Source organism: Bacillus sp. M6-12 (assembly GCF_002860285.1).
Classification (GTDB): Bacteria; Bacillota; Bacilli; order Bacillales; family DSM-1321; genus Peribacillus.
In genome coordinates this window covers 590,656-616,376 of record NZ_PGVF01000001.1, presented here as the reverse complement: position 1 = coordinate 616,376, position 25,721 = coordinate 590,656, and the positions used below count along the sequence as shown (strand labels likewise).

Annotated in this window: 27 protein-coding genes and 1 pseudogene; 23 read left to right on the top strand and 5 right to left on the bottom strand. The window is 33.1% G+C overall.

Annotated features, from left to right (window positions below; translation table 11 throughout):
• Nucleotides 1-98 precede the first annotated feature (98 nt).
• Entirely contained in the window at nt 99-2,579 is a 2,481-nt protein-coding gene (locus tag CVD28_RS27865) for a hypothetical protein (protein WP_180953924.1), read from the top strand.
• A 39-nt stretch (nt 2,580-2,618) separates the two neighbouring features.
• Here the strand turns inward: CVD28_RS27865 and CVD28_RS27860 are convergent, their stop codons facing one another.
• Nucleotides 2,619-2,786 (bottom strand): hypothetical protein, encoded by a 168-nt coding sequence (locus CVD28_RS27860; protein ID WP_180953922.1) that lies wholly within the window; start codon nt 2,784-2,786, stop codon nt 2,619-2,621.
• Nucleotides 2,787-3,071: 285 nt separating this feature from the next.
• On the opposite strand from CVD28_RS27860, the gene dnaE reads away from it, so the two are divergent.
• The 3 genes from dnaE (at nt 3,072) to CVD28_RS04305 (ending at nt 7,554) form a co-directional block, all read left to right on the top strand.
• On the top strand, nt 3,072-6,815 hold the full coding sequence (dnaE, locus tag CVD28_RS04315) for a DNA polymerase III subunit alpha (protein WP_257985740.1): 3,744 nt from the start codon (nt 3,072-3,074) through the stop codon (nt 6,813-6,815).
• Nucleotides 6,816-6,903: 88 nt separating this feature from the next.
• A complete protein-coding gene (locus tag CVD28_RS04310) occupies nt 6,904-7,167 on the top strand; it encodes a hypothetical protein (RefSeq protein ID WP_101591126.1) in 264 nt (87 codons plus the stop codon).
• 105 nt (nt 7,168-7,272) lie between these two features.
• Nucleotides 7,273-7,554: a hypothetical protein gene (locus CVD28_RS04305; RefSeq protein ID WP_101591125.1), complete on the top strand. Its 282-nt coding sequence runs from the start codon at nt 7,273-7,275 to the stop codon at nt 7,552-7,554.
• A 66-nt stretch (nt 7,555-7,620) separates the two neighbouring features.
• Here CVD28_RS04305 and CVD28_RS04300 read toward each other — a convergent pair whose 3' ends face one another.
• The 3 genes from CVD28_RS04300 to CVD28_RS04290 all read right to left on the bottom strand — a co-directional run bounded on the left by CVD28_RS04300 (nt 7,621) and on the right by CVD28_RS04290 (nt 9,358).
• Nucleotides 7,621-8,064: a hypothetical protein gene (locus tag CVD28_RS04300; protein WP_101591124.1), complete on the bottom strand. Its 444-nt coding sequence runs from the start codon at nt 8,062-8,064 to the stop codon at nt 7,621-7,623.
• A gap of 161 nt (nt 8,065-8,225) precedes the next feature.
• A complete protein-coding gene (locus CVD28_RS04295; RefSeq protein WP_101591123.1) occupies nt 8,226-8,780 on the bottom strand; it encodes an SLOG family protein in 555 nt (184 codons plus the stop codon).
• Nucleotides 8,781-8,836: 56 nt separating this feature from the next.
• On the bottom strand, nt 8,837-9,358 hold the full coding sequence (locus CVD28_RS04290; protein ID WP_180953920.1) for a hypothetical protein: 522 nt from the start codon (nt 9,356-9,358) through the stop codon (nt 8,837-8,839).
• Nucleotides 9,359-9,474: 116 nt separating this feature from the next.
• On the opposite strand from CVD28_RS04290, the gene CVD28_RS04285 reads away from it, so the two are divergent.
• The 17 genes and pseudogenes from CVD28_RS04285 to CVD28_RS04210 all read left to right on the top strand — a co-directional run bounded on the left by CVD28_RS04285 (nt 9,475) and on the right by CVD28_RS04210 (nt 23,766).
• Nucleotides 9,475-9,678, top strand: coding sequence for a hypothetical protein (locus tag CVD28_RS04285; RefSeq protein ID WP_101591121.1), 204 nt, complete (start codon nt 9,475-9,477; stop codon nt 9,676-9,678).
• A 55-nt stretch (nt 9,679-9,733) separates the two neighbouring features.
• Nucleotides 9,734-10,876, top strand: coding sequence for a hypothetical protein (locus CVD28_RS04280; RefSeq protein WP_101591120.1), 1,143 nt, complete (start codon nt 9,734-9,736; stop codon nt 10,874-10,876).
• A 1-nt stretch (nt 10,877) separates the two neighbouring features.
• The gene (locus CVD28_RS04275) at nt 10,878-11,525 is read left to right on the top strand and encodes a helicase HerA domain-containing protein (RefSeq protein ID WP_180953918.1); all 648 of its coding nucleotides are present in this window, start codon (nt 10,878-10,880) and stop codon (nt 11,523-11,525) included.
• 77 nt (nt 11,526-11,602) lie between these two features.
• Nucleotides 11,603-12,280, top strand: coding sequence for a TraX family protein (locus tag CVD28_RS04270; RefSeq protein WP_101591118.1), 678 nt, complete (start codon nt 11,603-11,605; stop codon nt 12,278-12,280).
• 100 nt (nt 12,281-12,380) lie between these two features.
• Complete coding sequence (locus tag CVD28_RS04265) at nt 12,381-13,292, top strand: hypothetical protein (protein ID WP_101591117.1); 912 nt, start codon at nt 12,381-12,383, stop codon at nt 13,290-13,292.
• 244 nt (nt 13,293-13,536) lie between these two features.
• Complete coding sequence (locus CVD28_RS04260; RefSeq protein WP_101591116.1) at nt 13,537-13,971, top strand: hypothetical protein; 435 nt, start codon at nt 13,537-13,539, stop codon at nt 13,969-13,971.
• Nucleotides 13,972-14,045: 74 nt separating this feature from the next.
• Nucleotides 14,046-15,500 (top strand): CCA tRNA nucleotidyltransferase, encoded by a 1,455-nt coding sequence (locus CVD28_RS04255; RefSeq protein WP_101591115.1) that lies wholly within the window; start codon nt 14,046-14,048, stop codon nt 15,498-15,500.
• 114 nt (nt 15,501-15,614) lie between these two features.
• A complete protein-coding gene (locus tag CVD28_RS04250) occupies nt 15,615-16,205 on the top strand; it encodes an HD-GYP domain-containing protein (protein WP_101591114.1) in 591 nt (196 codons plus the stop codon).
• 81 nt (nt 16,206-16,286) lie between these two features.
• Nucleotides 16,287-16,865, top strand: a complete 579-nt coding sequence (locus CVD28_RS04245) for a 5' nucleotidase, NT5C type (protein ID WP_180953916.1) — start codon at nt 16,287-16,289, stop codon at nt 16,863-16,865.
• Nucleotides 16,866-16,973: 108 nt separating this feature from the next.
• On the top strand, nt 16,974-17,171 hold the full coding sequence (locus CVD28_RS04240; protein ID WP_101591112.1) for a hypothetical protein: 198 nt from the start codon (nt 16,974-16,976) through the stop codon (nt 17,169-17,171).
• Between the two features lie 298 nt (nt 17,172-17,469).
• The gene (locus tag CVD28_RS04235) at nt 17,470-18,393 is read left to right on the top strand and encodes a transglycosylase SLT domain-containing protein (RefSeq protein ID WP_101591111.1); all 924 of its coding nucleotides are present in this window, start codon (nt 17,470-17,472) and stop codon (nt 18,391-18,393) included.
• A 102-nt stretch (nt 18,394-18,495) separates the two neighbouring features.
• Nucleotides 18,496-18,876: a hypothetical protein gene (locus tag CVD28_RS04230; RefSeq protein ID WP_101591110.1), complete on the top strand. Its 381-nt coding sequence runs from the start codon at nt 18,496-18,498 to the stop codon at nt 18,874-18,876.
• 144 nt (nt 18,877-19,020) lie between these two features.
• Nucleotides 19,021-19,611 (top strand): hypothetical protein, encoded by a 591-nt coding sequence (locus tag CVD28_RS04225; protein WP_101591109.1) that lies wholly within the window; start codon nt 19,021-19,023, stop codon nt 19,609-19,611.
• A gap of 103 nt (nt 19,612-19,714) precedes the next feature.
• Entirely contained in the window at nt 19,715-21,280 is a 1,566-nt protein-coding gene (locus CVD28_RS04220) for an ATP-binding protein (RefSeq protein ID WP_101591108.1), read from the top strand.
• Nucleotides 21,281-21,420: 140 nt separating this feature from the next.
• A pseudogene (locus tag CVD28_RS29175) lies at nt 21,421-22,494 on the top strand (cache domain-containing protein); the annotation flags it as partial.
• On the top strand, nt 22,492-23,442 hold the full coding sequence (locus tag CVD28_RS29170) for a methyl-accepting chemotaxis protein (protein ID WP_374702501.1): 951 nt from the start codon (nt 22,492-22,494) through the stop codon (nt 23,440-23,442). The pseudogene CVD28_RS29175 and the gene CVD28_RS29170, both read left to right, overlap by 3 nt.
• A 123-nt stretch (nt 23,443-23,565) precedes the next feature.
• On the top strand, nt 23,566-23,766 hold the full coding sequence (locus CVD28_RS04210) for a hypothetical protein (protein ID WP_101591106.1): 201 nt from the start codon (nt 23,566-23,568) through the stop codon (nt 23,764-23,766).
• A 31-nt stretch (nt 23,767-23,797) separates the two neighbouring features.
• Here the strand turns inward: CVD28_RS04210 and CVD28_RS04205 are convergent, their stop codons facing one another.
• Nucleotides 23,798-23,983, bottom strand: a complete 186-nt coding sequence (locus CVD28_RS04205; protein ID WP_101591105.1) for a hypothetical protein — start codon at nt 23,981-23,983, stop codon at nt 23,798-23,800.
• A gap of 91 nt (nt 23,984-24,074) precedes the next feature.
• On the opposite strand from CVD28_RS04205, the gene CVD28_RS04200 reads away from it, so the two are divergent.
• The gene (locus CVD28_RS04200) at nt 24,075-24,569 is read left to right on the top strand and encodes a hypothetical protein (RefSeq protein ID WP_101591104.1); all 495 of its coding nucleotides are present in this window, start codon (nt 24,075-24,077) and stop codon (nt 24,567-24,569) included.
• A gap of 589 nt (nt 24,570-25,158) precedes the next feature.
• Nucleotides 25,159-25,680, top strand: coding sequence for an antirestriction protein ArdA (locus CVD28_RS04195; RefSeq protein WP_101591103.1), 522 nt, complete (start codon nt 25,159-25,161; stop codon nt 25,678-25,680).
• Nucleotides 25,681-25,721: the final 41 nt, after the last annotated feature.

The window sequence follows — 25,721 nt, the reverse complement described above, 5'->3', positions numbered from 1 at the left end:
TAGAAGGGTAGGGGTGAATGTTTTTACTCCTACCTTCCTATTATTATTTACTTTTAAACAGGTTAAGATTTTTATATATAAAGGGAGAGAATTTACTTATGGCAAATTTATCAAGAAATTATTCAAAAAAGGCAATTGAAAGAGTACAAAAGTTTTTGAATCGTGAAAACGTATATAAACAATTAAAAACAATGGTGAGCTTCTTAATTCCACATAAGAAAAACGTGAAATTAACTTTAAACATTGGTGGCGGTTCTTATACAGATGGTAAATCTATCACTGTTGGACTTCCTGAATTGTTTATCGAAAGAAGCTACGAAGAAATGTTTAGTGCGTTACGTGCTCTTCTTGGACATGAAAGCCAACATATCAATTCTTCTGATTTTGAGGCTTTTGTTCAATTCCAAAAGGATATTGGTGACTACTTCTATAAAAAATACAAGATTCCTCATTTCTATGGTCAAAAGGTAGCGAAACACCTTTTCAACTCTGTTGAAGATGGTCGAATTGAAAAAATTCTTTGTAATAAGCTACCAGGATATAAGAAACATATTCAGTTCTTAAACGGTTCGTTTTGGGAACACCAAGAAATCAAGGGTAATTCTGAATTAGAAGATTTTCTTTATACGATTACAAGCTATTCTGTTACTGGTCTTTTTCCAAAAGGATTTAAGAAGATTTACAAAGGTTCAGAATTGCATAAGAATATGAAGAAAATTGAAGGCGATATTCACAATGGAATTGATGCAGTAACTTGTAAGCAATGTGTATTGGTTTGTCATGAAATTATCGAAAAGGTAGAAGATTACCTTGTAGAGCTTCTTCAAGACCGTAGTCAAGAAGACGAAGAGTTCATGAGAAACATTCCAGACCAAAGCGAATTTACAACAAGTGAAGAAAAAGAGAAAAATACTTCTGATTCAGTATCCACTCACTTTGTTCCGAAAAAGAAAAAGAAGGATGAAGAAGAGAAAAAAGAAGAAGAGCAAAACGAAGACCAAAATGGTGAAGGTTCTGGCTCTGATTCAGGAGAAGAAAAAGAAGAAGATAAAAAAGAAGAAAAAGGTAAAGGCAAAGGAAAAGGTAAGAAAAAAGAAGAAGAACAAGACGATGAAGATGCAGAAGGTCAAGGAGAAGGAGAAGATTCAGAGGACAGCAAAGGAGACGAAGATTCAGAAGACCAAGAAGGAAAAGGCAAATCTGATAAATCCGAAGATGACGAATCTGACGAAGAAGCGGAAGGCAATTCTAAAGGTGATTCTGACGAAGACTCTGACGAAGATTCTGAAGACGAAAATGCTGACGGAGATTCTGGTGAAGGAGAAGATTCAGAAGACGAATCTGACGAAAAATCGGATGGAGAAGGAAATGAAAACTCTGACGATGATTCAGAAGACGAATCTGATGAAGGCTCTGACAGTGATTCCGATAGCAATTCTGATAATGATTCAGACAGTGATTCTGATAGCGACTCAAACTCTGACGAACCACAAGACCCAAGTGAAGAAGAATCTGAAACGGATGAAATTCCTGATTCTACAAACGAATACCCTTCTGGTGTAAATCAAGATGACGAAGATGACGACATGGAGATTGACGAAGAAGCGATTCGTGAACGCATGAAAGAAATTACAGACGATGTAATGGAAGAGGCAAAAGCTAAACTCCAAGAAGATAAGCCAAAGAAACAAAGCAAATCTTCTAAAAAAGATATTGAAGAAATTACTCAAGAGGAACTTCAAGAGGTTGAGAATCAATACAAAAATCAATCTGTTAAGAAGTTCAAGGAGATGAAAGGATTCAAGAATCACTATACATTGCCTGTTGAAATCAAGCGTGAGGGAACGAAATTCCGTAAAGAAGTAGAAAAAATCTTCCGAAACAAAGAGTCTTATAATCTAAGAGCACAAAAGAAAGGTGTTTTAGATACTGCTAATCTTTATAAGTTTGCAACAAAAGACTACAATATGTTCATGAAAAAAGGAACACCTGTTACGACAGATTATGTAGCTTTTATTCTTCAAGATGGTTCAGGTTCAATGATGGAAGACGGTAAGGAATTCCAATCTGCAAAAGCAATGGCAGTTATGGAAGAAGGCTTGAAAGGAATTGTACCTTTCAAAATGTCTACATTCTCTGTTGAGTATTATTCAAGAGCAGTGATTCACTATACAGCAAAAGATTGGAATGATAATCAATCTACGCAAAACTACTCTTACAACTTCCATAGAAGTCGTAGAGCAGGGGGCGGTAATAAAGATGGATATTCCATTCGTGTAGCAACTGCTGAACTAATGAAACGACCAGAGAAAGACAGAATCCTTATTATCCTCTCTGACGGACTACCTTCTGATTACAATGGGGGACAAAGAGAAGGAATGGTTGACGTGAAACAAGCTGTTAAAGAAGCTCGTAAGAAAGGTATTCACGTTGTATCGTTAATCTTTGGTACAGAAGACTTTAGAGACTTCAACATTGAGAATTACAAGTATATGTATGATAAAAACATCATTTCTTGTAAGCCAGAACAAATTACCAGCAACCTTGTGAAAATGTTAAAGAAAATCATTTCACGATAAAAAAAGAGAGGACTATTAATTAGTCCTCTTTTTTATTGGCTATAGTGTGGAAAACATATCAATCCACTTTTCTTGAGTGGTTTCATCTACGAAGGATAACAATGAAAAGAATTGTTCTCTTGTTTCAAAATTCATATTCAATACAAATGTTTTCATAGTATCTGGATTAGACATATTGGTTAAGACGTGCAGTAATTCAGACTTCAATTTTCTACCCCTTTTCCTCTTATTTGTTTACCTTACTATAGAGAATATATATCCAGTCTATTCCATTTAAAAGAGTTATTTGAAAGGATAGATTAGATAAACGCTGATAGTCCTAAGTAGTAAAATCTATAATGTTATGTACAAAACTACAAAGGTGATTCAATCAATCAGTTTTAAATAGGTTGGACAGTTTACATGGAATAAAATTTTATTTAAAGGAGTCTTATAGACTTTAGTCAATATTTTTTGTATAATGTCTATATGCACAAGAGGAGGAAAGAAAACATGATTAAAGTAGAATTTAAAAATAATAGTGTTGTTGAGGTTGAGGAAGGTCAATTTCTTGATGTCTCATTAGACCAAAATATCCTTACCTTTTCTTCTAACGGAGTTGTGTTAAGTAAAATAGAAGCTGGTGAAGCGAAAACAGCTTTTAAACGAAGAAAACAGCTAAAAGCAGTCGTACATGAAGTGTATAACTCTCAGGTTACGGTTCAAGTTGTTCGTTGGGCTGACTTGCACCGCCACAGCGGATACAGTCTATTAAAGAGTTCCAGTAAAATTAAAGATATTGTGGAAAGAACAGAATATGTTGGAGCTTTGACAGATAACGGAGCAATGTTTGGAGCAGTTGATTACTTCAAGCAAATGAAAAAAGCAGGGAAAAAGCCGATTATTGGATATGAAGCCTATACGGAATCTATCGATGGCGAAAAGTATAACTACCCTCTTGTTCTGTTAGCCATGAGTGAAGCAGGATTTAAAAATCTTGTAAAATTAACTTCTGTCAGTTATGAACATCATTTTGAATCCCCACAAGTCTCTTATGATATGTTGAAAAGTCATTCAGAGGGTGTTTTAGCTCTATCTGGTGATTTAAATGGGGAAATTCCAAAACTTCTTAAAAGAAATGATTATGAAGGAGCAAAAAAGGTCGCTACAACATTAGCGTCTATCTTTGGAAAAGAAAATTTCTACCTTGAAATTCAACGTCATGGAATTCAGCACGAAGACCAAATTAATAAACAACTATTGAAGTTAGGAAAAGAACTGGATTTAAAAGTAGCTGGTGCAGTAAACAGCCACTATACCAATGTAGAAGATTCAGAAGAACAAGACATTCTTCTTTGTCTAAGTGAAGGAACAACTATGGATGACCAAAACCGCTTCATGATGGAGGGAGAAGGTTTCCATCTTCATACTGCAGACGAAGTGGAAGAATTATTTGCAGATATTCCAGAAGTATTAGATGTTACGCTTGAAATTGCGGAAAAGTGTAATCTTGAAATAGAACTTGGTAAAGTATATTTGCCACACTTTGATGTTCCTGTTCTTTTTAAAAGTGAATCTGCTTACTTTGAACATTTGTGTTGGAAAGGTTTTGAGGAGCGTTATACTGGAAGTTACAAATTAACAGATAAGGAATATAAAGAACGTCTTCAATTTGAAATCGACACCATTAACAAAATGGGATTCCCTGGTTATTTCTTAATCGTATGGGATTTTGTTCGATTTGCAAAAGAAAATGATATTCTGGTAGGTCCTGGTCGTGGTTCTGCTTGTGGTTCTTTAGTTGCTTACGCTCTAAATATTACAGAAGTTGACCCAATTGAATACGGACTACTATTTGAGCGTTTCTTAAATCCTGACCGTATCTCCATGCCTGATATTGACTTGGATTTCGATGATTTAAGACGTGAAGAAGTTATTGATTATGTAAAAGAAAAATATGGGGAAAATGCGGTTTCTCGTATTATCACATTCGGAACACTGGCCGCTCGTGCGGTTGTACGTGACGTTACAAGGGTAACAGGAAGTCCTTACTCTTTAGGTGATAGAATCGCTAAATCCATTCCAGCAGTGCCTAAAATGACACTTAAAAAGGCTATGGTGGAAAGTGTTGAATTTAAGAAAATGTACGATGAAGAATCAGATGTAAGAGACATCGTTGATAAGGCAATGAAATTAGAAGGTTTGCCACGTAACATTTCTCAACATGCTTGTGGAGTCATTATTGCCCCTTCAGCAGTTACAGATTACATTCCACAAATCATTGTAGAAAACGAAAAAACAGGATTAAAAGAGGCAACTACACAAGTAACAATGGCTGAATGTGAAGAAATGGGACTTCTTAAAATGGACTTCCTTGGACTACGTACAATGGGTGTAGTAGGAAGAGCGTTGCAAGATATTAACCCAAGACGTAAAGCGGAAGGAAAAGAGGAAATAGATTTCCTAAGTATTCCAACAGATGATGTAAAAGTTTATGATTTCATTTCTAAAGGAAACACAGAAGGGGTATTCCAGCTTGAATCAGGCGGTATGACTTCCTTTATGAAAGAACTTTTCCAAGATGCTCACAGCTACCTTTCTTTAAAAGACCAAAGTCAATTAAAGAAAATTGGTAGACAGTTATTTGAACGTACAATTGCTGGTATTTCTTTATACCGACCAGGTCCTATCGATGAAATCCCTAACTACGTGAATAACATGCTAAACCATGATTATATCAAATACGATACACCTGAACTAAAACCAATCTTAGAAAATACGTATGGAATCATTGTATATCAAGAACAGGTAATGTTCATTGTTCGTGAGTTAGCAGGGTTCTCTAAAGGACAAGCGGATACGATTCGTAAGGCAATGGGTAAGAAAAAGACAGAAATTCTGGATGAATATGAACAATACTTTGTTTATGGTAGTAAAGAACATACTATCAAAGGTTGTATTGCGAACAATATTTCAGAAGAAGTAGCGAAAACGCTTTGGGAAAAAATGAAAAAGTTTGGTCTCTATGCGTTTAACAAATCCCACGCAGGAGGATATGCTGAAATTGCGGTACGTACTGCTTGGTTGTCTTATTACTATCCAACAGAGTATATGACTGCAACATTGAACTCTATCATTACAAAATCAGACCGTATCAAAATTTACCTTTCTGTATGTAAAAAGAAAGGCATTGAAGTTCTTCCACCAGACGTAAACAAATCAAGAGAGGCGTTTACCGTAGACGGAAGTGCGATTCGTTTTGGACTTATGGGTATTAAAAATATGGGTAAAGTATCCAAAGACGTAATGAAAGAACGTGATGCAAGAGGTGAATTTAAAGATTTCCAAGACTTTGCAGAACGTATGGCTATTCATTATCAGGTTAATAAACGTATGTTGGAAGCCCTTGTTTATTCTGGTGCAGTAGATGGATTTGAAGGCACACGTAAAGCCAAATTATCTGTACTTCCTAAAATCTTAGATTCTGCTTCTATTGAAAAGAAAAATCATGCAATGGGTCAATTAGACTTGTTCTCTATGTCAGATGAATTTGCTGATTTCAAAAAAGTAGTTATTCCTGAAATGGAAGAGTTTGATAAGAAGTGGAAGTTAGAAAAAGAGAAAGAATTTGCTGGTTTCTATGTAACAGAACATCCATTGGATGAATATGTGGAATACTTTGAACGTGAAGGCGTTTATGAAATTGGATTCCTAACTCCAAAAGAGGATGACTTAATTGATGAAGATGGTGAAGAACTTACTTCTTACAATTATGATGGAGAAACAGTGAAGATTGCAGGAATTATCAAAGACCTAAAAATCTTCTATACAAAGAAAGACCAAAAGCCTTTATACGTTTTCCAAGTAGAAGATAAAACAGGCGATATGAAGGCAGTTATTTTTGCTGACCGAATTGAATTGAACCAAGACAAATTGGTAGAGGGGAAAGTCGTGATAGTACAAGGGAAAGTCAAACAAGATGATTTTGGCGTACAAGTTATGGTACAAAACATGTTTGATATTGAAGCTCTTGTAAAAAGCGAAAAACCAAAAGCAGTTTGGGTAAAAATTTCTCAAAAAAGCCAATTTGACGAAGTGGTGCAAATCGCTAAAGAAAATCCTGGTGATTTACCAGTTTTCATTTACTACAATGAGAAAGCCTATAAAGCAAAAGAAACGATTGATTTAAACTTTGTTACATTCTCTAAACTCCAAGAACTATTTGGAGAAAATGTGAAGGTAACATACAATAAATAAGGCATACAGGGGAAACCCTCTATGCCCTTACATAGACTATAAAGTTGAAAGGTCTATCTATTGCCTATAATGTAAAAAGGAGGGTATTATGAGCATTTTAAATGGTTTTAACAGAAAGAATGTACAGGCAAATATGGAGTTGGAAATTATTATTACGAAACTTCAATTTTTAGCTTCTTGTATGGAGAATAACACTGATAAACCTTCTGATTTAAAGCATTGGCAGGAGAATATGACCAATCTTTATGATTTGCAGATAAAAAATGTGGCGTATTTATCTTTTATCAAAGATGCTTACCATACGTTATATAAGCTCTATCTTAAAAAACATCATCCAGAATTAACGGACTAATCACGACTATAGTGAATAAGAAGCTCTCTGTTGTATATAATTTAATATCTATAAATTAAATTGGTGAATTCAAGATTCATTTATATAACAGGGAGGATTTTATTTATGTTTGGATTATTTAAAAAGGCTAAAGTTGAGAAAGTAAATTTATTTGCAGTTGCATCTACATTGGGTCGTAGATTTTGGGAATACGAAATGGTTGATGGTAGCCCTGATACGATTATCGTAAAAGGCAAATACAGAAATCGTCATCAAGACTTCCATAAGCTGTATCTTAAATTCGCTGGGGAGAATGTAAGATTTACAGACCAAAGAGGACATGTGATTTCTGAAGTACCTAAAGCTCAAATGTATCCAGAATTAAAAGACATCATGAATGTACTGTAATAACAAACAAGGAGCTATTTTTTAGTTCCTTTTTGTTTTGCATAAAAAAAGATAGCCCGAAATGGACTATCCTTCATAAATCATTTTTTCGCCTTCTTGTGTTAATTTAATTTTATGCATTTCATCATATAATGATTTGATTGCAAATCCTAAAAAGAAAGAAAGAAATACAATTAAGACACTATAATGAAGCAAATTTTCTACTTTTGGTTGCAACCAAGCTAACGCATAATAGTGGAAAGATGTTAATCCTAACAGCATAGCTCGTTTGGTTAGTTTTTCTTTAAACGACAACTTTTTATAAGTTAGTTTCATATCTTTGTATATCTTCAAGAAGAACTTATCAAGAAGAAGCGTGTAAAGAAATAAAGAAACTGCCAATAATCCAATCTGTACATAAATTTCTATATTTGTAGAACCAGCTATCCATCCTGAAATAAAATGAGATAGAAGACCTGTTAAAAATCCAGCAACTCCAACGACCTCAACAAAAATTAAAAAAAGGTACAATGAAAACTCCTCCTAAATGGACTTATATCTATGTAGATAGCCATATCCTCTTATTCTTTCGTTCATTATATCACAAATAAACAACATTGTAAATTATAATTTACATAAATCAAGAGTGGTAACGAAAAAAGAACAACCCCAAAGGAATTGTTCTCGATTCATTAAGCCGTTTTTAATTCTTGAATCGTGAGTTCAAAAGGGTGAAGGACATAAATTGGTTTTTTTACCTTTTTTGCGTAGTCTACGCAATTGCCTGTTCCACCTTTTGTTCCATCCCAACAAGCGAACACAATATCTGCAGTATCAACCATATACTCATTGCGTTTTTGCATGAGCCAAGGTTTATATTCCTCATTTGATACTTGCGTCACTTTATCTGCTTGTTTCAAAATGTTGTAGTAAATTTCCTGGCTTTCTTTTATCCATCTACTCGGATGATTCTTACAAGGAATTGCACATTCCAATTTGAACTTATTAGGAAAATCCTTTTTGAGTTTAATGGCTACTAAAGCCCAAATGGTATCTATTCCTAATGCCATTCCACTAATCAGTGTGATTTCTCCCTCATAAGCAAAGGTATTTGTTTCTTTGTCGTATCCAGCTTGACTTAGAATAAATTCTCTCATTTTCTTGCCAATCGCAACATTCGTAGGGTGATGAACGTCATACGCATTTCCTAATTTGTTGGGTCTATGACCTGTTACCGTAATAATCAATTGATTACCTCCTGTTTTATAAAAAGATATTGTATTATATACAGTTGAGAATCCAACTATTGAATCTCCGCTTCTCTTTCTTTTTTATTAATCATTGTTGCTATGTTATGGGATAGCTCATTTATTTTTGTTTCATATTCAAATAGGGATTCATGCTCTTTCTTTTGAAGGATTTTCCCTAATAGACGAATACTTTCATGTAGCAAAACTTTTTCGCCATGTAGGGTTTTCCATATATCTGATGAATTTTGTTCCTCTGTATGGTTGATTTCCTCAAATAGTTTTAATGACTGCTCTTGTCTATTCAATATTTCTTGAAGGGTAACGAGAGAAGATTTAACCGTATCATGTTCAACTACAGATAATAGTTCTGTTAGTTGAGTGATTTGTTGTTGTTGTTGGGTTAATTCTGATTTTAGTTGGTTTAATTGATGAATTTTTTTAAGGTGATTGGTTGCTATTTTTCCTACACATTCATACATGGTCATCCCAAAACGTGTAAGTTTTCCATAGCTTTTTTCTATGACTTTTTTGAGGAATATCCTTTCCCACATATTTAAACAAAACTCCTTTTCCAACGGTTATAGACTCTTATTAAACCGAATAAGATTATAGTCATTATACTACGCTTATTGACAATAGGCAATGATTTAATATATAATGACTATAGAAAATATAAAAGGAGTTGTTCATCTTGTTCTATGAAGAAGAATTAGAAACAGAAGTAGTAGAAACAGAATCCGAGGCAAAAGAAAGAGAAAAAAATACTCACCGTTTACGTAGAGAGTCATTTAAACGTGATAAAGATAAACAGTTAGAAGATAGATTTGAAAGAAAAAAGAACAAATCAAAAAAATCAAACAAGAGCCAATGGTTTGATGAAGAAGATGACTATTAAAATGGAAGAGTAATCTTCCATTTTTGTCTATCTACATATAAATAGGAGGGTTGACATGAAGAAGTGGATAAAAGGTTTGTTAGTCACAACCGTTATCGCAGGAGGTACATTAGGTGGTGCTTACTATATGGGGTATCAATACAAAGTACCATCCTTTACGTCTTATGTATTAGAAAAAAATACGGAATTAACCAACTATGAAAGAAAGCTGTCTATCTCGCTTTCATTTGATGAAAAGAATGAATCAATAAGCAAGGAAGATTCTTTGGCTAAATTAGATGGTTCAGTTCTGGTATTAAAAGAAAAGAAAACAGAACAAGGAGAGACCGTTGAATACAGCTTGACCAGTCAAGGGGAAGACTTTAGCGGAGTTCAGCAATATACAGGGGATGGATTGATTGCAAAAAGTCCTATGTATCATCGTTATGTTGATTTTTATGATACGCCTTTTGGTAAGGAAGAAAAACAGGATTTGTCTTATTTAAAGGAAAGTGTCTATCAATTTGTGAAAGATACTAACTCTAATATGAAAGTTTATCGTGATATTGGTGGAAATGAAAAAGGCGTTAAAACGCTTGTCATAAAAGGGGAAAATGAAAAGGTAGAAACCGCATTAAAAGAAGTAACCAGTCAATTAAACAATGGTTTCCCTTATGAATCTATTCTTCTTACGAATGAACGGATTACCAATCGCTTACTAAAAGAACATTTGTCTGACCAAGATGTAGAACAGAAATTCAAAGGAGATATAAAGACGATTCAAGATAGTGTAGAAGGCGTTTTATCTCATTCTAAAGTAACGGACTCTGAAATTTCTATCAAAATCAATGAAAAACAAATGGTGAAATCGTGGAGTGCAGTCATTCAATTGACTTATACAAATCCTGAAACCAATCAAGAGTTACCATTTACACTATATCTGGATTTAAACACTTGGAATATAGGAAAAACGAATATTGAACCAATTGAAATAGACATTCTTAACTCTATTCGTTATGAGAGAATGACAGATGATATGGACTTTTTTGAAGATGAAAATCTATTGAAAGAGGAAAATGCTTCTGAAGATAAAAACCATACGCAACAAGGAGTTAATGAAGACAATAAACAAGGATTTGAAGAAAACACAAGCACGTTAAAGGAATTAGGCGATGATTTTACACCTATTCTTCCAGAAAAAAAAGAAGGGAATGAATAAGTTGGATAAATTGACGGTTTCTGTATTTGAAAATGAAGATTTCTCTATGAGTCATATTGCACTAATAGGTAAGTCTGGTGCAGGAAAAAGCGAGTTGTTAAAGCAGATTGTAGGCTCTTTTTTACAAAGCGGAAAGAAAATTATCTGGTTTGGTTCGTATGATGAACACTCTTCAATGGTGGAAAAGTGGAAAGGGTATCGAATTGATAAAAACGAAGACATCAATTCAGCCACTTTTTCTGCACACTCATTCATTTTAATAGATACATTGCAAATTGACTTTGAACATCTAAAAAACATTTTAATTCAGGACAATCAAGAGTGGATATTGGTTCAAGACGATATGGATGAAGTATCTATTAACTATGAACAAAGTGAGTTCATGACACGAAAACTTGAATTTCTTTACTTTGTATCTGAATTTGGTCGTGTTTTCAACCTCTATACACTGGTGGCAGGGGAGGATATAAGGACTTTTACTAAGACTCTTCCTTCCAAAAAGATAGTCGATAACACGAAAAACCTTTTACTTTTAGAACAAGACTATACTTCTCTTAAACATCTGAAAAAACATAAATGGATAAATGAAGAGCAAGTTAAAAAGATAGAAAGTCTTCCAAAATATGAAGCATTCTTTATTAGGAAGTAGACTCACTATTTTGTGGGTTTACTTTCTATCTTGTTTTAAAAGGAACAATATTTAAAAAGAAAGGGGGAGAAAAAGGAATGGTTAAAAAGTTTGACCTTAAAAATTATCGGTTATCTGATAGTAAAACGAAACACAATGAAATCATTAAGATATTAGCGATTTTATTTATGATTATTGACCACGTAGGTTTTATTTTTTATCCTGGTGTAGAAGTGTTGAGAATCATTGGTAGATTAGCATTTCCAATATTTGCGTATCAAATTGCACAAGGATATATCCATACATCTAATTATCCAAAATATATGTGGCGTTTATGGTTGTTTGCTATTGTATCTCAAGTTCCTTATACATTGGCTTTTGACACATTTCGATTTAATACATTATTTACCCTTGTCATAGCTTTATTCTTAATAGATAAGTTGGCAAAAAAAGAATATTACTGGATTTTTACGATTGTAGCGATTCCGTACTTCATTGATGTGGATTATGGATTATTTGGAATTGCTCTTCCTGCTATCTTTTATCTAACAAGAAATAAGAAAATAGTAAGTGCTCTGTTGGGTTTAATTGCAGTATTGGTGTATATTTACTTTCATCCTGTCTTTATTGAAGTCTATTCCATAATCGGTATTCTTCTGGCTCTTTATTTTCCAACAAGTAAAATCAAGGTGAAAATGGGTAAATATTTCTTTTACTGGTTCTATCCAGCCCACTTAGCCCTATTATTTGTTTGTAAAATGATTTTTCTCGTTTAACCTGTATAGGCAACTATCCTGTGCCATTGTACAGGTTTTTTTTATGGAAAAGTCGTTTTTTGCATATGGTAATAAATAAAACCGAAAGGAGGATAGAAACATGATTATGGGTAGTAAAACCTCACTTATTGATTTGGAATTAAAAGACCGAAAAAGTAAGGGAGTTAAATTTATAGAAATACAAGCCACTTTGGATGATTTTAAAGATTTGAAAGTCACCTTAGAGAAAAAACATCTAATCCGACAATATAGTTTATCTGTATATGCAGTACATGTACCTATTCTCAATTCATATGGAAGTGAATGTATATTAGGAGAAACGAATGCGTTAATTAGAAAAGATAATTTAAATTTAATCAAGAAAAGTATCATTTTGGCAGATAAATTTTCTGACTTGTCGAATCCATATGTGATTATCCCAACAGGGGGATTGGTCAAAGAAGGAGAGTTCATTCCTGATTTTTCAAGAGTAAAAAAAGGTCTTTTCCAAAAAGACTTATGGGAACTACGGAATTATGTCACAGAAAATTATCCAAGAGTAACACTATTGCTTAAAAACAACCCGATGGTAAAGAAAGAAGGGAATGAATATCTTCCATACGCATATGGATATGAAGATGATTTTATGTTTTGGATAAAAGAGTTGAAGGATTCTCACCTGGGTATCGCTTTAGACGTTGCAAATGCTATGGGAACAGTTCGGTATAATCAAGAACATAATTCAAACTCTGATTTTATGTCGATTGAATATTTCTTCTATCGTTATGCACCATTTTTGAAATTAATACATCTTTCAAATGGAAAGAACTTTTCTTCTCAAAAGGATGAATACGGACTACCTTTCTTATCTTCAGAGCCAATCGATGTGCAAATGATGAAAAACATTTTATTTGTTATTCATGATTTGAAATACACATCACCTATTACTATCACAACAAATGAAGATGACAGCCAAAACGCTGTGAATTTCTTAAAAACAAGAGATTGTATTGTTCAGTCTTTTAAAAAATAAACATGTTGAAATAGGGTATGGAAGAATCCATATCCTATTTTATTTTTTTGTAAAAAATAATTTACATAAATAAAAAACTATGATACCATAAATTATAGAAAAACAATAAAAACCATATAATAAAAGCAAATGTATAAGAAAGGGGAATCGTTGTGTTCAATTAGTAAAGGGTAGGAAATAGGCAAAGGGTATATTTTATTTAACAGGTTTATATTTTTTATTTAAAAAGGAGAGAACTTTATTTATGATTAAAAGATTAGCAGTTTACGGTATTGGAATTTATATTCTTGGAATATTGTTTTCGGGTATTACATTAGTCATTATGGATTTTGTTCCATATTTTGTCGCTGGAATGGTTTTAACAACTCCTATTTATGGTGTGGTTAGACAACGTACAGGAAAAGGTCAAAAAATAAACTTTGGAATGAAGAAAGTAGGTCAAGGTTTAGGAAAGTATATGAAACCAAGCAAGGCATCTATCTCTGTTTATTTGGTGATTGCAGTTGTTGTTTCTGAAATACATGGAGACCTTGCGGATATGTTAATTGAATCAGCCATTATTGGTGTAGAAACTTTAGCAGTAGCGTTTGTCTTATGGGAAATGACACGTTTTATTGCAAAGAAAGCAAAAAAAGTTCAATTCTTGTCCTTTGGGGAGGCAGTAAAAGGAGCTTTTTAAAAGGAAGGGGATGTTTTTTATCCCCTTTTTTTTATTCATAGAAATTAAAACAGGAAAAGAAATGAGGAGAAAAAATGGGAAAAGAATTAAACAAGGAATTAGAGACGTTGAAAAAGATAGCAGAAATGATAGTGAAAATGGGTGGACAGATTTACTTTGTAGGTGGATATGTTCGTGACTTTTTTACAGGGAAAGAAAACAAAGATATTGATGTAGAAGTTTATGGATTAAGTCCGAAACAATTGAAGCAGATTCTTTCTCAATTTGGAGAAGTAGATGAAGTAGGAGCTTCTTTTGGAGTTTACATGGTACATGGATTATCCATTGATTTTGCTTTACCAAGAAGAGAAATTCAAGGGAAAGTAATAGAAAAAGAGGAGCGTATTATTCTTCCAAGAACATATGAAGTTATGTACATGGAAGAAATAAAAACGAAATATCCAACGTATGAAATTCAAATTCATGCAGAAGAAAAGTTTGGTCACAAAGATTTTATTGTGATTCCAGACCCTTTTATGAGTTTGAAAGAAGCTACGATTCGTAGAGATTTTACAATGAATGCGATGATGAAAGACGTTCTAACATGTGAATTGATAGATATATGGAGTGGAAGAGACGATATTGAATCTCAAGTTATTCGACATATCGATGATAAGACATTTGTTGAAGACCCTCTTCGTGTCCTTCGTGCTTGTCAATTTGCTTCTCGCTTTGAGTTTTCAATTGACCAAGAAACAAAAGAACTTTGTCAAACGATTGATTTATCCTCATTAGCAAAAGAACGTATTTTTGCAGAAGTTGAAAAAGCTCTAATGAAATCCATGAAACCTTCCATTGCTCTTGAATATATGAGGGAACTCTTAGTTGTGGAAAAACTATTTCCTGAATTAGAAGCGTTGATTCATTGTCTACAAGACCCTGTACACCATGCAGAAGGTACAGTATGGAATCATACGAAAATGGTGTTAGATATTGCATCTTCTTTAAAAGGAAAGACAAGCAATCCTACGAAATTCATGTTTGGTTCTCTTTGTCATGATATGGGTAAGCCGAATACAACGAAAGAAGTAAATGGTCGAATTAGCTCTCATGGTCATGAAGCAGAAGGAGAAAAGGTAGCAGAAGTCTTTATGAAGCGTATCACAACTGATAAGAGGTTAATAGAAGGGGTTAAAGAATTAACCAAACATCATATGAGACTTTTATCTCTTTATCCAAATGGAAGTGACAAAGCGATTCGTAAACTATCTCTGGATACGAATATTCAGGATTTAAGATGGTTTTCAGAAGCCGACTATCGTGGTAGAGGATTGGTTGAACATGACTTTACACCGATTTCTTTATGGTTTGAAGAAAGAACCAAAGAAGTAGGGGCAGATAAAGAAATCCAACCACTGCTAACAGGAAAAGACTTGATTGAAAAAGGATTAAAGCCTGGTAAAGAATTTGGAATTCTTTTGCAACAAGCATTAGAGTACCAATTAGAAGGATATAACAAAGAACAAATCATAGACAGGTTATTTGCTTAAACGTGATAGAAAAGAAACTCTATTTATCACAGTCATGGTAAATTCTATAATATTCATTGACTATAATCAATGGATATGTGATAATATACTATACAACAGGAGTGAACAAACAATATGGAGCAAATAGCTGACTACGTAAACGCTTTAGTAAATGCGAAAGAAGAGCTTTCTTCTCATAGTAAAGAGGTATCGAAATTAGCCTATGAATTTGGTATTTATTTAGGTCTTGGTTTAAAGGACTTGAATAACTTAAAAGTCGGGGGCATGATTCACGATATAGGAAAAGTCGAAATTCCAGAACATATTTTGTTCAAAACCGATTTTTTAACAGACGAAGAATTTGAATTAATCAAGAAACACCCATTGTTCGGATATGAAATTCTTCAAAGAACCAAACATTCCTTTTCAAAAGATGTGTTGGAAATTGTCCTTCAACATCATGAAAGAATGGATGGAAGAGGTTATCCTCACAAATTAAAAGATAAAGAAATTAATCCTTTAGCCAAAATTGTTTCTCTCTGCGATGTGTTCAGTGCGATTATCAATGCAAGAAGCTATAAGAACTCTTACAGTTTTGAATATGCGTTAGAAGAAATGAAAAAAGGATTTGGTACTCAATTTGATTCAGAATTGGGCGAAAAATTTGTACAATTTATGAACCAAAAGTATGTAAACAAGATTAACCAACATATGACAATACTATAATAGTATTAATTTCATAGAGTCTATTATAGACTCTGTGAAACTACATTACACAACATGAAAAACAAAAAAGGAGGAGTTTTAATGAGAAAACTTCAAATCATTTCTGATTCAGATGAAGTAGTTGCGAAAAATATTCAAGAGGTACTAAAGCGATATAACGGTGAGTATAAAACAAGTTTGAAGCAAGAAGAATTGATTGATTGGGATTTAGTTAATTTCCAAAAAGAAGGAACGGACATTCTGAAATATTTTAACGAACCAGGTTTCTTCAGACATTTGGAGATTATGGAGGAAGCTCAATATTATATCAAGAAAATCATTGAAGATGGACATGATTTTATTATTGCTACCGCTTCTCCAAAAGAAGGTATTATTGATAAAATTGAGTTCTTTGAAGAGTATTTTCCGTTCATTCCGTTTGAAAACATTATCCCAATTAAAAGAAAGGATACATTAGTAGGCGACATCATGGTAGATGATGCTCCGCACAATCTGGAAACTTCTAAATGTAAGTATCCTGTTATTTTTGATTGTCAATGGAATCGCAATACAGAAAAGTATCCATTCCTAAAAGATTTGAAACGTGTTCATTCTTGGAAGGAATTTTATGAGTTTGTTTGTGAAGTAGCAAATGAAGATACAGATGAAAGAGCATCATAAAAGATGCTTTTTTTTTATGACTAATGTTGGGTAGAACCTTGGTTTCATTGACTATAGTCTATGACTATGGTAATATAGACACATAGTTTTGAAAAGGAGGTCTATTCTTTGGAGCAATTTAGAAAAGGTGATTTCGTCTGGTTTACGTATGAAACAAAAGAAGTATATCCAGGTCGAATAGTTGATATTGTAAAAGACGACTACATGGTAGAGATTTGTATAAATAAAAAGAAAAGTTCAGGAAATGAACTGGAAGTCATAAAAGGTAAAAAACATCAGCTTCAAATCAGGGTATTAGGATTATAGAATACTGACAACCAAATAATGTGGCATTATCCATTAATGCTACACTTTATAGACAAAGTAACAACGTCTATAAACCAATTCCTTTTTGAGCTTAATCATATGCGTACTTATACATTTTTTATTAACTTTAATACGTATAACCATTTATCATATACTTGTTATTTCAAGCCTTGAGGAGACTCAAGGCTTTTATTGTTTTTGGTTAAACAGTTACTTTTTTATATTTACTACTACGTTTGCATATAATGAAAAAAGTTTTTTGGCTTATAGGAAAAATGAACTTATAAAGGAGGAGCGAATGAATAATCGTAAAGAATTTATTGAGAAAATGTTAAAAAACACAACGTCATGGGTAAAGAAACCATTTTATTCTAAAAAATTTGTAATGAGTTTTATGATAGCGTCAACCGTAGTAGGTGGAACGATGGTGACACAAGGGTTTGATGCAGGAGTGGAAAAGAAAGAAGAAGTGATTACAACGGTTGAGCCAAGTTACAATTATTTTGATGTTTCATTAGATAATGAAAAGAAGGAAGGCTTACTTCTTGAAGCAAAAGCAGAAATTGTGGCACAACAAAAATTAGAAGAAAAACGATTAAAAGAAGAAGCGGAAGCAAAAGCAAAAGCCGAAGCGGAAGCGAAAGCAAAGGCAAAGGCAGAGGCAGAAGCTAAGGCAAAAGCGGAAGCAGAGGCAAAGGCAAGAGCAGAAGCAGAAGCAGAAGCCAAGGCAAAAGCGGAAGCTGAAGCAAAAGCTAAACGTGAAGCAGAAGAAAAAGCAAGACAAGGCTTTTATAACGGAAATATCCCTTTATCTAAAGATATCCAATCTTATTTATATAAGAAAGCGAAAGAAAGAGGATTAGACTTAGCTGAAACATTAGCGGTTATGAAAGTAGAAAGTGGATTTAATCCAAATGCAAAAAGTAGCAGTAGTTATGGTCTATTTCAAATTAATGGAGTAAACCATCAAATGTTATCACAAAAATTAGGTACAGCAAATAAACCATTTGACCCTTATGTAAATATTGATTGGGGAACATATATGCTCTCTGATTTATATAAAACATTTAAAGCCAAAGGATTATCTGGACAAGAATTAAGAGAGGTTGTGTTAAGTAGTTACAACAAAGGTATCGGTGGTTATCAAAACTCTGGTAAAGCCTACTCTTATATTAATAAAGTGAACCAAGCACAAACTCAAATGAGAAATTATGTGAATTAAAGAATTAAAAGATATTTTTTATCCATTCATTGACTTTAGTCTATACTGTGTCTATAATTGTTTATAGATTAATAAAAACGGTATGTGGAGAGTGGTTAAAAAATGTCTTTTTCTTATAATGAGGAATTAGTGTTTGAATCAAATTCAGTTGTTGAAAACTTAGTAGCTCAAATAGATAAAGCACGTATTATTGACACCATAAAAGCTATGGCATTGCAAAACATTTCGGTAAATAAATTAAAAGAAGAATTTGAAGGAATATGTCCATTTTCTGAAATAAATGGAGAGTATATCAAAAATTATTTTGTGATTGGGTGTAACGGAATACAGTTGCTTTGGAACAAAATGAAATCCGAAGAGGCGTTGTTACAGTCTTGCCAATCAGAACCTCTATATGAAAATGTGTTTACTTATTTTGACTGTTTGGTAGATGAAATAAATTTTGATAGTTTGTTTGTAAAAGAATTACTATTGCTAAACTGAACATAACATGGGGAAAATCCCCATGTTTTTCTTGTACATAGAGTTTGATTGTAAATCTTATATTCTAAATCGGAATGAATAAAATGAAAGAAGTACGAAAAAACAGGTGAATATTTTTTATATATTAAAGGAGAGATTTTATTTATGGCACTATCATTGAAACAATCATTTACGTTAAAAGGACTAAACGGACAAGAAGCAACTTTTTCAATTCCTTTTGTGAATGATGAAAAACAATTAGAGTTTAAGTTCTGCAGTTTCTTTACTGGTAAAATCCTTTTAAACGAGGAGAAGAAAGCTATTGAACTACAAAGTGAAAAGAAAAAGATATTCCTTTTGCTACGTGGTGAAAATGAATCCTTGTTTGATGAATGTATGGAAATAAGAAAGCAAATATTGTCTGATTTACGTCAATTAACACAAAATTTTCAGACAGGAAAAGAACCGATTTATGCAATAGAGTCAGGAAACGAACAATATCCATATTTAATTACGTCTCCTTTGGTTTTGGAAAATGGTTTACATTCTGTTAAATATTCAAAAGCCATTATCTATTTTATCAATGAAGGGGTAAAGAAAAAAGGTAAAAAGACGAATATTGATACCTATAATGATTTATTGGAGAAGGTTGGACAAGCTCTTCATAAATCTGATTTATCTCAATTCGAGCAAGGGAAGTTCGGAGAAGATAAGTATTATAGCGTTCCATTGGATAAAGTCGTTGAGCTTTTATAAGGGTGAATTTCACCCTTTTTTTATATGTATATCTTGTAAAAAATAATTTACAAAAACTATTATTAAGGATATAATATAATTACAAAGGTTAGGAGAGATTATAATGATTGAAACGAAATGGATTAAGTCATTAAAGGAAAAATATTTTGCTGGTATCAGCAATATCTTCATGATTACAGGAAATATTGGAGACTATGCTGTTCCAGGTACTCTATTTAAAAATTATTTAGTAAAACAATTAGGAACTTGCGAAATGGATAAAGTGATTTCTTATGATTATTCTATTGGAAGCTACTATCATAACGATGAAAAAAACACCACTTCTAAGGACAAGGAATTGGATTGGAAAAAAATGATGGAAGACCTTCAATCAGATAAGGAAAAGATTGCGTATATCATTGAATATCCAGAATTTTTAGTTCCAAACATTAATAATGGATTTCCTGATGAAGAAACAAAAAAGCGTCTTATTGACCTTCATAAAGTCATGAATAGTAAAGGATTCTTAAATTCCAACAATATTTTGATATTTGTTACAGAGGTAAAAAGCAATATCAACAGTATGTTTATCAGTTCCAATGCAAGAACTTTTCCTATTACAATTGAATATCCGAGTGAACAAGAACGATATGAGTTTATTGAACATTTAACGAAAACCAGCGAAGAAAATGTAGATTATCAGATTAATAAAGAAAAATTTGCGAAACTAACTGCTGGTCTTTCAAGAGTGAACATTGAGGATATCTTTCTTTTAGCAGAATCAAAAGGTGTATTGGGTAAAGAAATGATAATGGAGCGTAAAAAAGAACTCATTTATAAAGAGTTTGGAGAGATTATTGAAATTTTTGATACCGAAGGATACTCCTTAAATGACTTTGCAGGACAAGAACATATTAAATCCTATCATCGTGAAGTGGTCATTGAACCGATTTTAGAAGGGGATACTTCCATTGTTCCAAAAGGACTTCTTTATATGGGACCGCCTGGGACTGGTAAGACATACTTTTCTAAATGTTTAGCTGGTGATGCCAATATCAATTTCGTAGAGTTTAAAATGAGTAAAATCTTAGATAAATATGTTGGGGAAGCGGAAAGAAACTTAGAAAAAGCACTTAGCTGTTTTGCTTCTTTAGCTCCTGTTGGTGTGTTTATTGATGAAATTGACCAAGCACTATCCAGAGGAGATAATGACGGTAATTCAGTAGGGAGAAACCTATTCGGGATGTTTCTTGCTTTTTTATCTGAACCTTCTCACAGAGGCAAAATCTTGTGGATAGGAGCAACCAACTATCCAAACAAACTGGATGAAGCTCTCAAACGTGCAGGGCGTTTTGATAAAAAAATACCGTTCTTGCCACCAAGCAAAGAGGAAAGAATTGAAGTGTTTAAGATACATTTAAAACGAAATGCTTTCCCTTATCAGATTAATGATTATTCTGCATTGGGAGATAAAACAGATATGTACACTCAAGCTGAGATAGAAAACGTAGTTGTAAAAGCACTTGAAGTTGCAAAGCGTAAAAAACTAAGTGAAATAACTGAAGACACTTTGCTGTATGCGATTGAATGTATGATTTCATCTCAAAATGCCAAAGTAAAAGAAATGACGGATATTGCACTGAATGAATGTAATGACCGAGAATTTCTTCCAAAAGAATATAAGAAATAGGAAAGAAGACTCTCTTGTTTTAGAAAACAGGGGGTCTTTTTTAGTCAAAGATTATTGACTATTGTCAATAAATTCTGTATAATACGAAGTGTAAACAACATAAGAAAGATACTTCAAATACATCAGGAGGCAAAGGAATTATGCAAGATGAAAAATTGAATAAGGGAAAGAAAAAGTTGTTTCAGTTCAAAAGTGTCAGAACAAAGCTAATCGTTGGGATGTTGTCCATTTCACTTATACCAACAGCAATTTTGGGTGGAGTTTCTACTTTTAAAGCACAGAGTATAATGAAAGAAAATATGGAAAGCGATTCCATTCAGATTACAAAAGAAATTAATAAAGGGATTGATAATTACCTATTGGGTTTAAAGTCTCCTGTTAATATGCTTTCTATGAATGTAGACTTTACTGAATTACACATTCATCCTGATTATAAAGTGTTTGCAATGGGTCTTTTGGAAGAAACACAAAAAAGTCGTAAGGATATTAAGAGTATCTATTTTGGAACAGCTTCTAAAGATATGCTTTTATATCCAAAGCAGGATGTAGGAAGTGATTATAACCCAACAACACGCCCTTGGTATCAAGAAGCCCTTAAAGGAAATGGGGAAATTGTAGTAGGTAAGCCATACCTTGATGCTATATCTGGAGAACCTGTTGTAACCATTTCTAAGGCTGTAAAATATGAAAATGAGGTAGTAGGTGTTCTTGCCCTTGACCTTGATTTAAAAACGATAACTGGACAAGTGAGTTCATCTCAATTAGGAGATGCAGGATATATAATCCTTGCTGATGAAGATGGAACAATCATTGCTCACCCTAACAATGAACTATTAGGCAAACCGTTAGAGAAAAATGTTAAAGAAATCGTAGATAAGTCTGAAACTGGATTTGGTGAGTATGACTATAAAGGAGAAGGTACATTCATAGCCTTTGACCATAACAAAGAAACCAATTGGATTGTCATGGGTTCTCAATCCGTTGAGGAATTGAAAAAAGACACTGGAATTATTCAATTAATTGCTTTTGGTATGATGGGACTTATTTTGATTGTTGCTTCCGTTATTTCGTATCTATTTAGCAAAAGAATGGCAAGAGATATTCATTCCATTAAAGATTCATTTGAGAAGGCTTCAAAAGGCGATTTAACAGTTCGTGCAAAAGTAAAATCAAATGATGAATTCAAACAATTGGAAATTTCATTTAATGCTATGATGGAAGACATTTCTGATACTCTTAAACATATCAAAGAATCTTCTATTAATGTACTAAATACGTCTTCTTCGTTAGCCAATATGACGGATGAAACAACTGCTTCTGCTCTTCAAGTGGCAACAGCGGTTGAGGAAATTGCTCAAGGAAACTCTGCACAAGCAGAAAATACACAGCAAGGCGTAAATGAAATCAGTGAACTTTCTCTTCAAATTGACAACATTTCACAGGTCACAATTGAAATGGGTGAAGCATCTCAAAAATCAACAGAATTGAGTAATCAAGGAATTGAAAAAGTAGAGGTACTAAGTGAGAAGTCTACACATACGAAAAAATCATCTGTTGAAATGGGTGAAATCGTAGGTCGAGTAAACAATAGCGTAGAAGAAATCAATTCGATTATTGATACCATTAAGGGAATTACAGAGCAAACAAACTTACTTTCACTTAATGCAAGTATCGAATCGGCTCGTGCTGGTGAAGCTGGTCGTGGATTCTCTGTGGTAGCAGGAGAGATTCGTAAGTTAGCAGAGCAATCTAAAGCATCAGCAGAAGAAATCAAATCCATTGTTGATAATATCAAGGCAGTAACAAGCAATGCAGTTATCGCTATGAACAAAACAATGGCAACAGTTGAAGAACAAGACGTAGCAGTAGGAGAAACAAAGGCTATCTTCCAAGAACTCCTTGCCTCTGTACAAGTCTTGACAGATAAAGTAAATAAAACAAAAGAATCTATTGTTCATGTTGAAGTGAAGAAAGATAATATTGTACAAGAAATGACCAGTATTTCAGCAGTATCGGAACAAGTAGCTTCGTCTTCACAGGAAGTATCCGCTTCTGCAGAAGAAATTTCCGCTACAATGGAAGAGTTTTCTGGACATGCAAACGGATTGAAAAATCTATCAGAAGAATTGGATAGTCAAGTGAAGAAATTTAAATTGGAATAGTCATAAGAAAAGAACTCCTTTTGATAGGGGTTCTTTTTCTTTTGAAAAAAAATATAAAAAAGGTGTAATTTTTTGGCTTTTCAAACCCCATATATAGTGAAGGAATAAAAAAGGAGTGGTTTTATGTATCAAGTAGAATTATATGCAAATTATGCGTTAAGAGAGTTATTGCCTAATGAAATGAAAGAGGTTTTGCCATCAAATATAGAAGGAAGTAAAGGAAATACGATTATTGTTTATTTCAAAACTTCAATGGAACGTGATTCTTTTTTATCGGTTTGTCGAAAGTATCAGTTTGGAACAAGAATGATATTCGATAAATAAAAAAGAGGGGATACTCATGTATCCTCTCTCTTTAGTGGAACTCAACTTCTAATTCGCATTTTAGGGTTGTTTCGACTTCACGCTTTAATTCATCAAATTCACCAACGGACATATCGTTGAAACAATGTGCCATTTCCTTTTGATTCGTAAATGAAACGCCTTTTCCATGAACACCTCTCACATAATATCCAGTAGATGTTATAAGGTAAACTTGCATGGTATTCCTCCCTGATTCTATTGACTTAATTCTATTATAGTTATATCATACACTATAGTCAATAGATTTGATTAAAAGGAGGGTAATATATATGACAAAAGAATTGCTAAAGGCATTAGGAAGATGTCGTATCATAGATAAGAGCTTGGCTGAAAAGTGGTTGGGTGTAACAGAGGAAGAATTGGAATCACTAAAGGAGCAAAAACTAATTTCAGTTGAATTGGTTCAAGATGATTTACAGGTACATTCTTATTACACACTTACAGAAAAGGGCGAAAAAGTCTTAAAAGAAGAAGTCCCTGCTTTTGGTGAGATTTATCGAGGATTTATTGTAGAACACGATTTATGCTTAATGGAGTTTTATCTTAAACGCACAGCAGAAGAAAAAGAAACATGGCAAACAAGAGACGATATGACAAAGAAATATCGACTACCAGGAACATTAGATGGAGCTTTTACGAACGAAAAAGGAGAGTTTGAAGGGGTAGAAGTTATCAGCAAAACTGCCAAACCTTCTGTAGTAGAAAAAGCAGAATCTTTTATTAAAGAGGTAAATATTCAGCGAATGAATTATCTTCTTTATTAAGGAGGTTTTTCAAACTGATTTGACTGTCAGAAGTAAAAGAAGACCATTTATGGTGTCAATCTTGTTTTAAGAAAAACAAAAACAATCAAGTAAAACTATTTGATATTTCTATTAAACTGCCATACGAAGCAATAAAGATAGATATTGCGGATTTTAGACTTTGCCCTAATTGTTTAGAAGAATTAAAGGGAAAAATTACATCTGCAACAAATAGCCTATAAATATAAAAGAGACGCAAGTGTTATTATTTCACTTACGTCTTTTTTATGTTGTTTACTATCGAACAACGATATGTTTATTCTTTTTTGTCAGAACCGTTTTGTTCTGCTTCTTTTTTGCCTTTCATGAAGTTGCCTACAAATCCAATCACAACCATAATGACAACCATTCCAATTAAAATACCCAAGGTTATCCCTCCTCTTTTAAATATTTTTGTATTATTATAGTTTAATCTAATGAAAAATATCGAAAAAAAGTGTCTTTGAATGATGGAGTACACTTTCACATAAAATATAGGAGTTTTTATATAACAGGTTCTTTTTGAAGAAACTTTTAAACAGGTTAAATTTACTTAAGGGAGAGATTTTAAATGGTAAAAGTAGAAGTGAAAATTTTTGTAGGTTCAGTTATTTCACCAGCTATTGGAGGTTGGATTACACTTCCTATGGAGAAAGAAGCGTTAGAAACAAAGATTAAAGAATTGAAAATAGGCGAATATATCATTTCGGATTATCAAACGGAATTGCCTGTGGAGATTGGTGAATATCAATCGCCATATCAAGTAAATGAATTTCTTCAACTGCTGTTAGCATATGAGCAAGAAGGTAAATTAAAACTATTCTTGTCAGCTTATCAGCTTCGTGATGAAGATGTTGAAGGAACGATTCGTTTTCTTGCAAAAGGGAATTATCGTTATTTTGAAAATGTAGAAGACACTGAAAGTTTGGGGGAATCAGTGGCTCGTTCAGGAGAGTTAGGAGTTCTTTTTATGAACGAAAAAGTTCTTGAATATCTTGATTTTGAAAAAATCGGAAATGATTATGAATGCAATGGTTGTCGGATTTATCCACAATTGAAAACAGCAATTATGGAAACAAGACCACAAGCATAACACACAAAAAGCAAGAGAGTTTATACTCTCTTGTTTTTTTA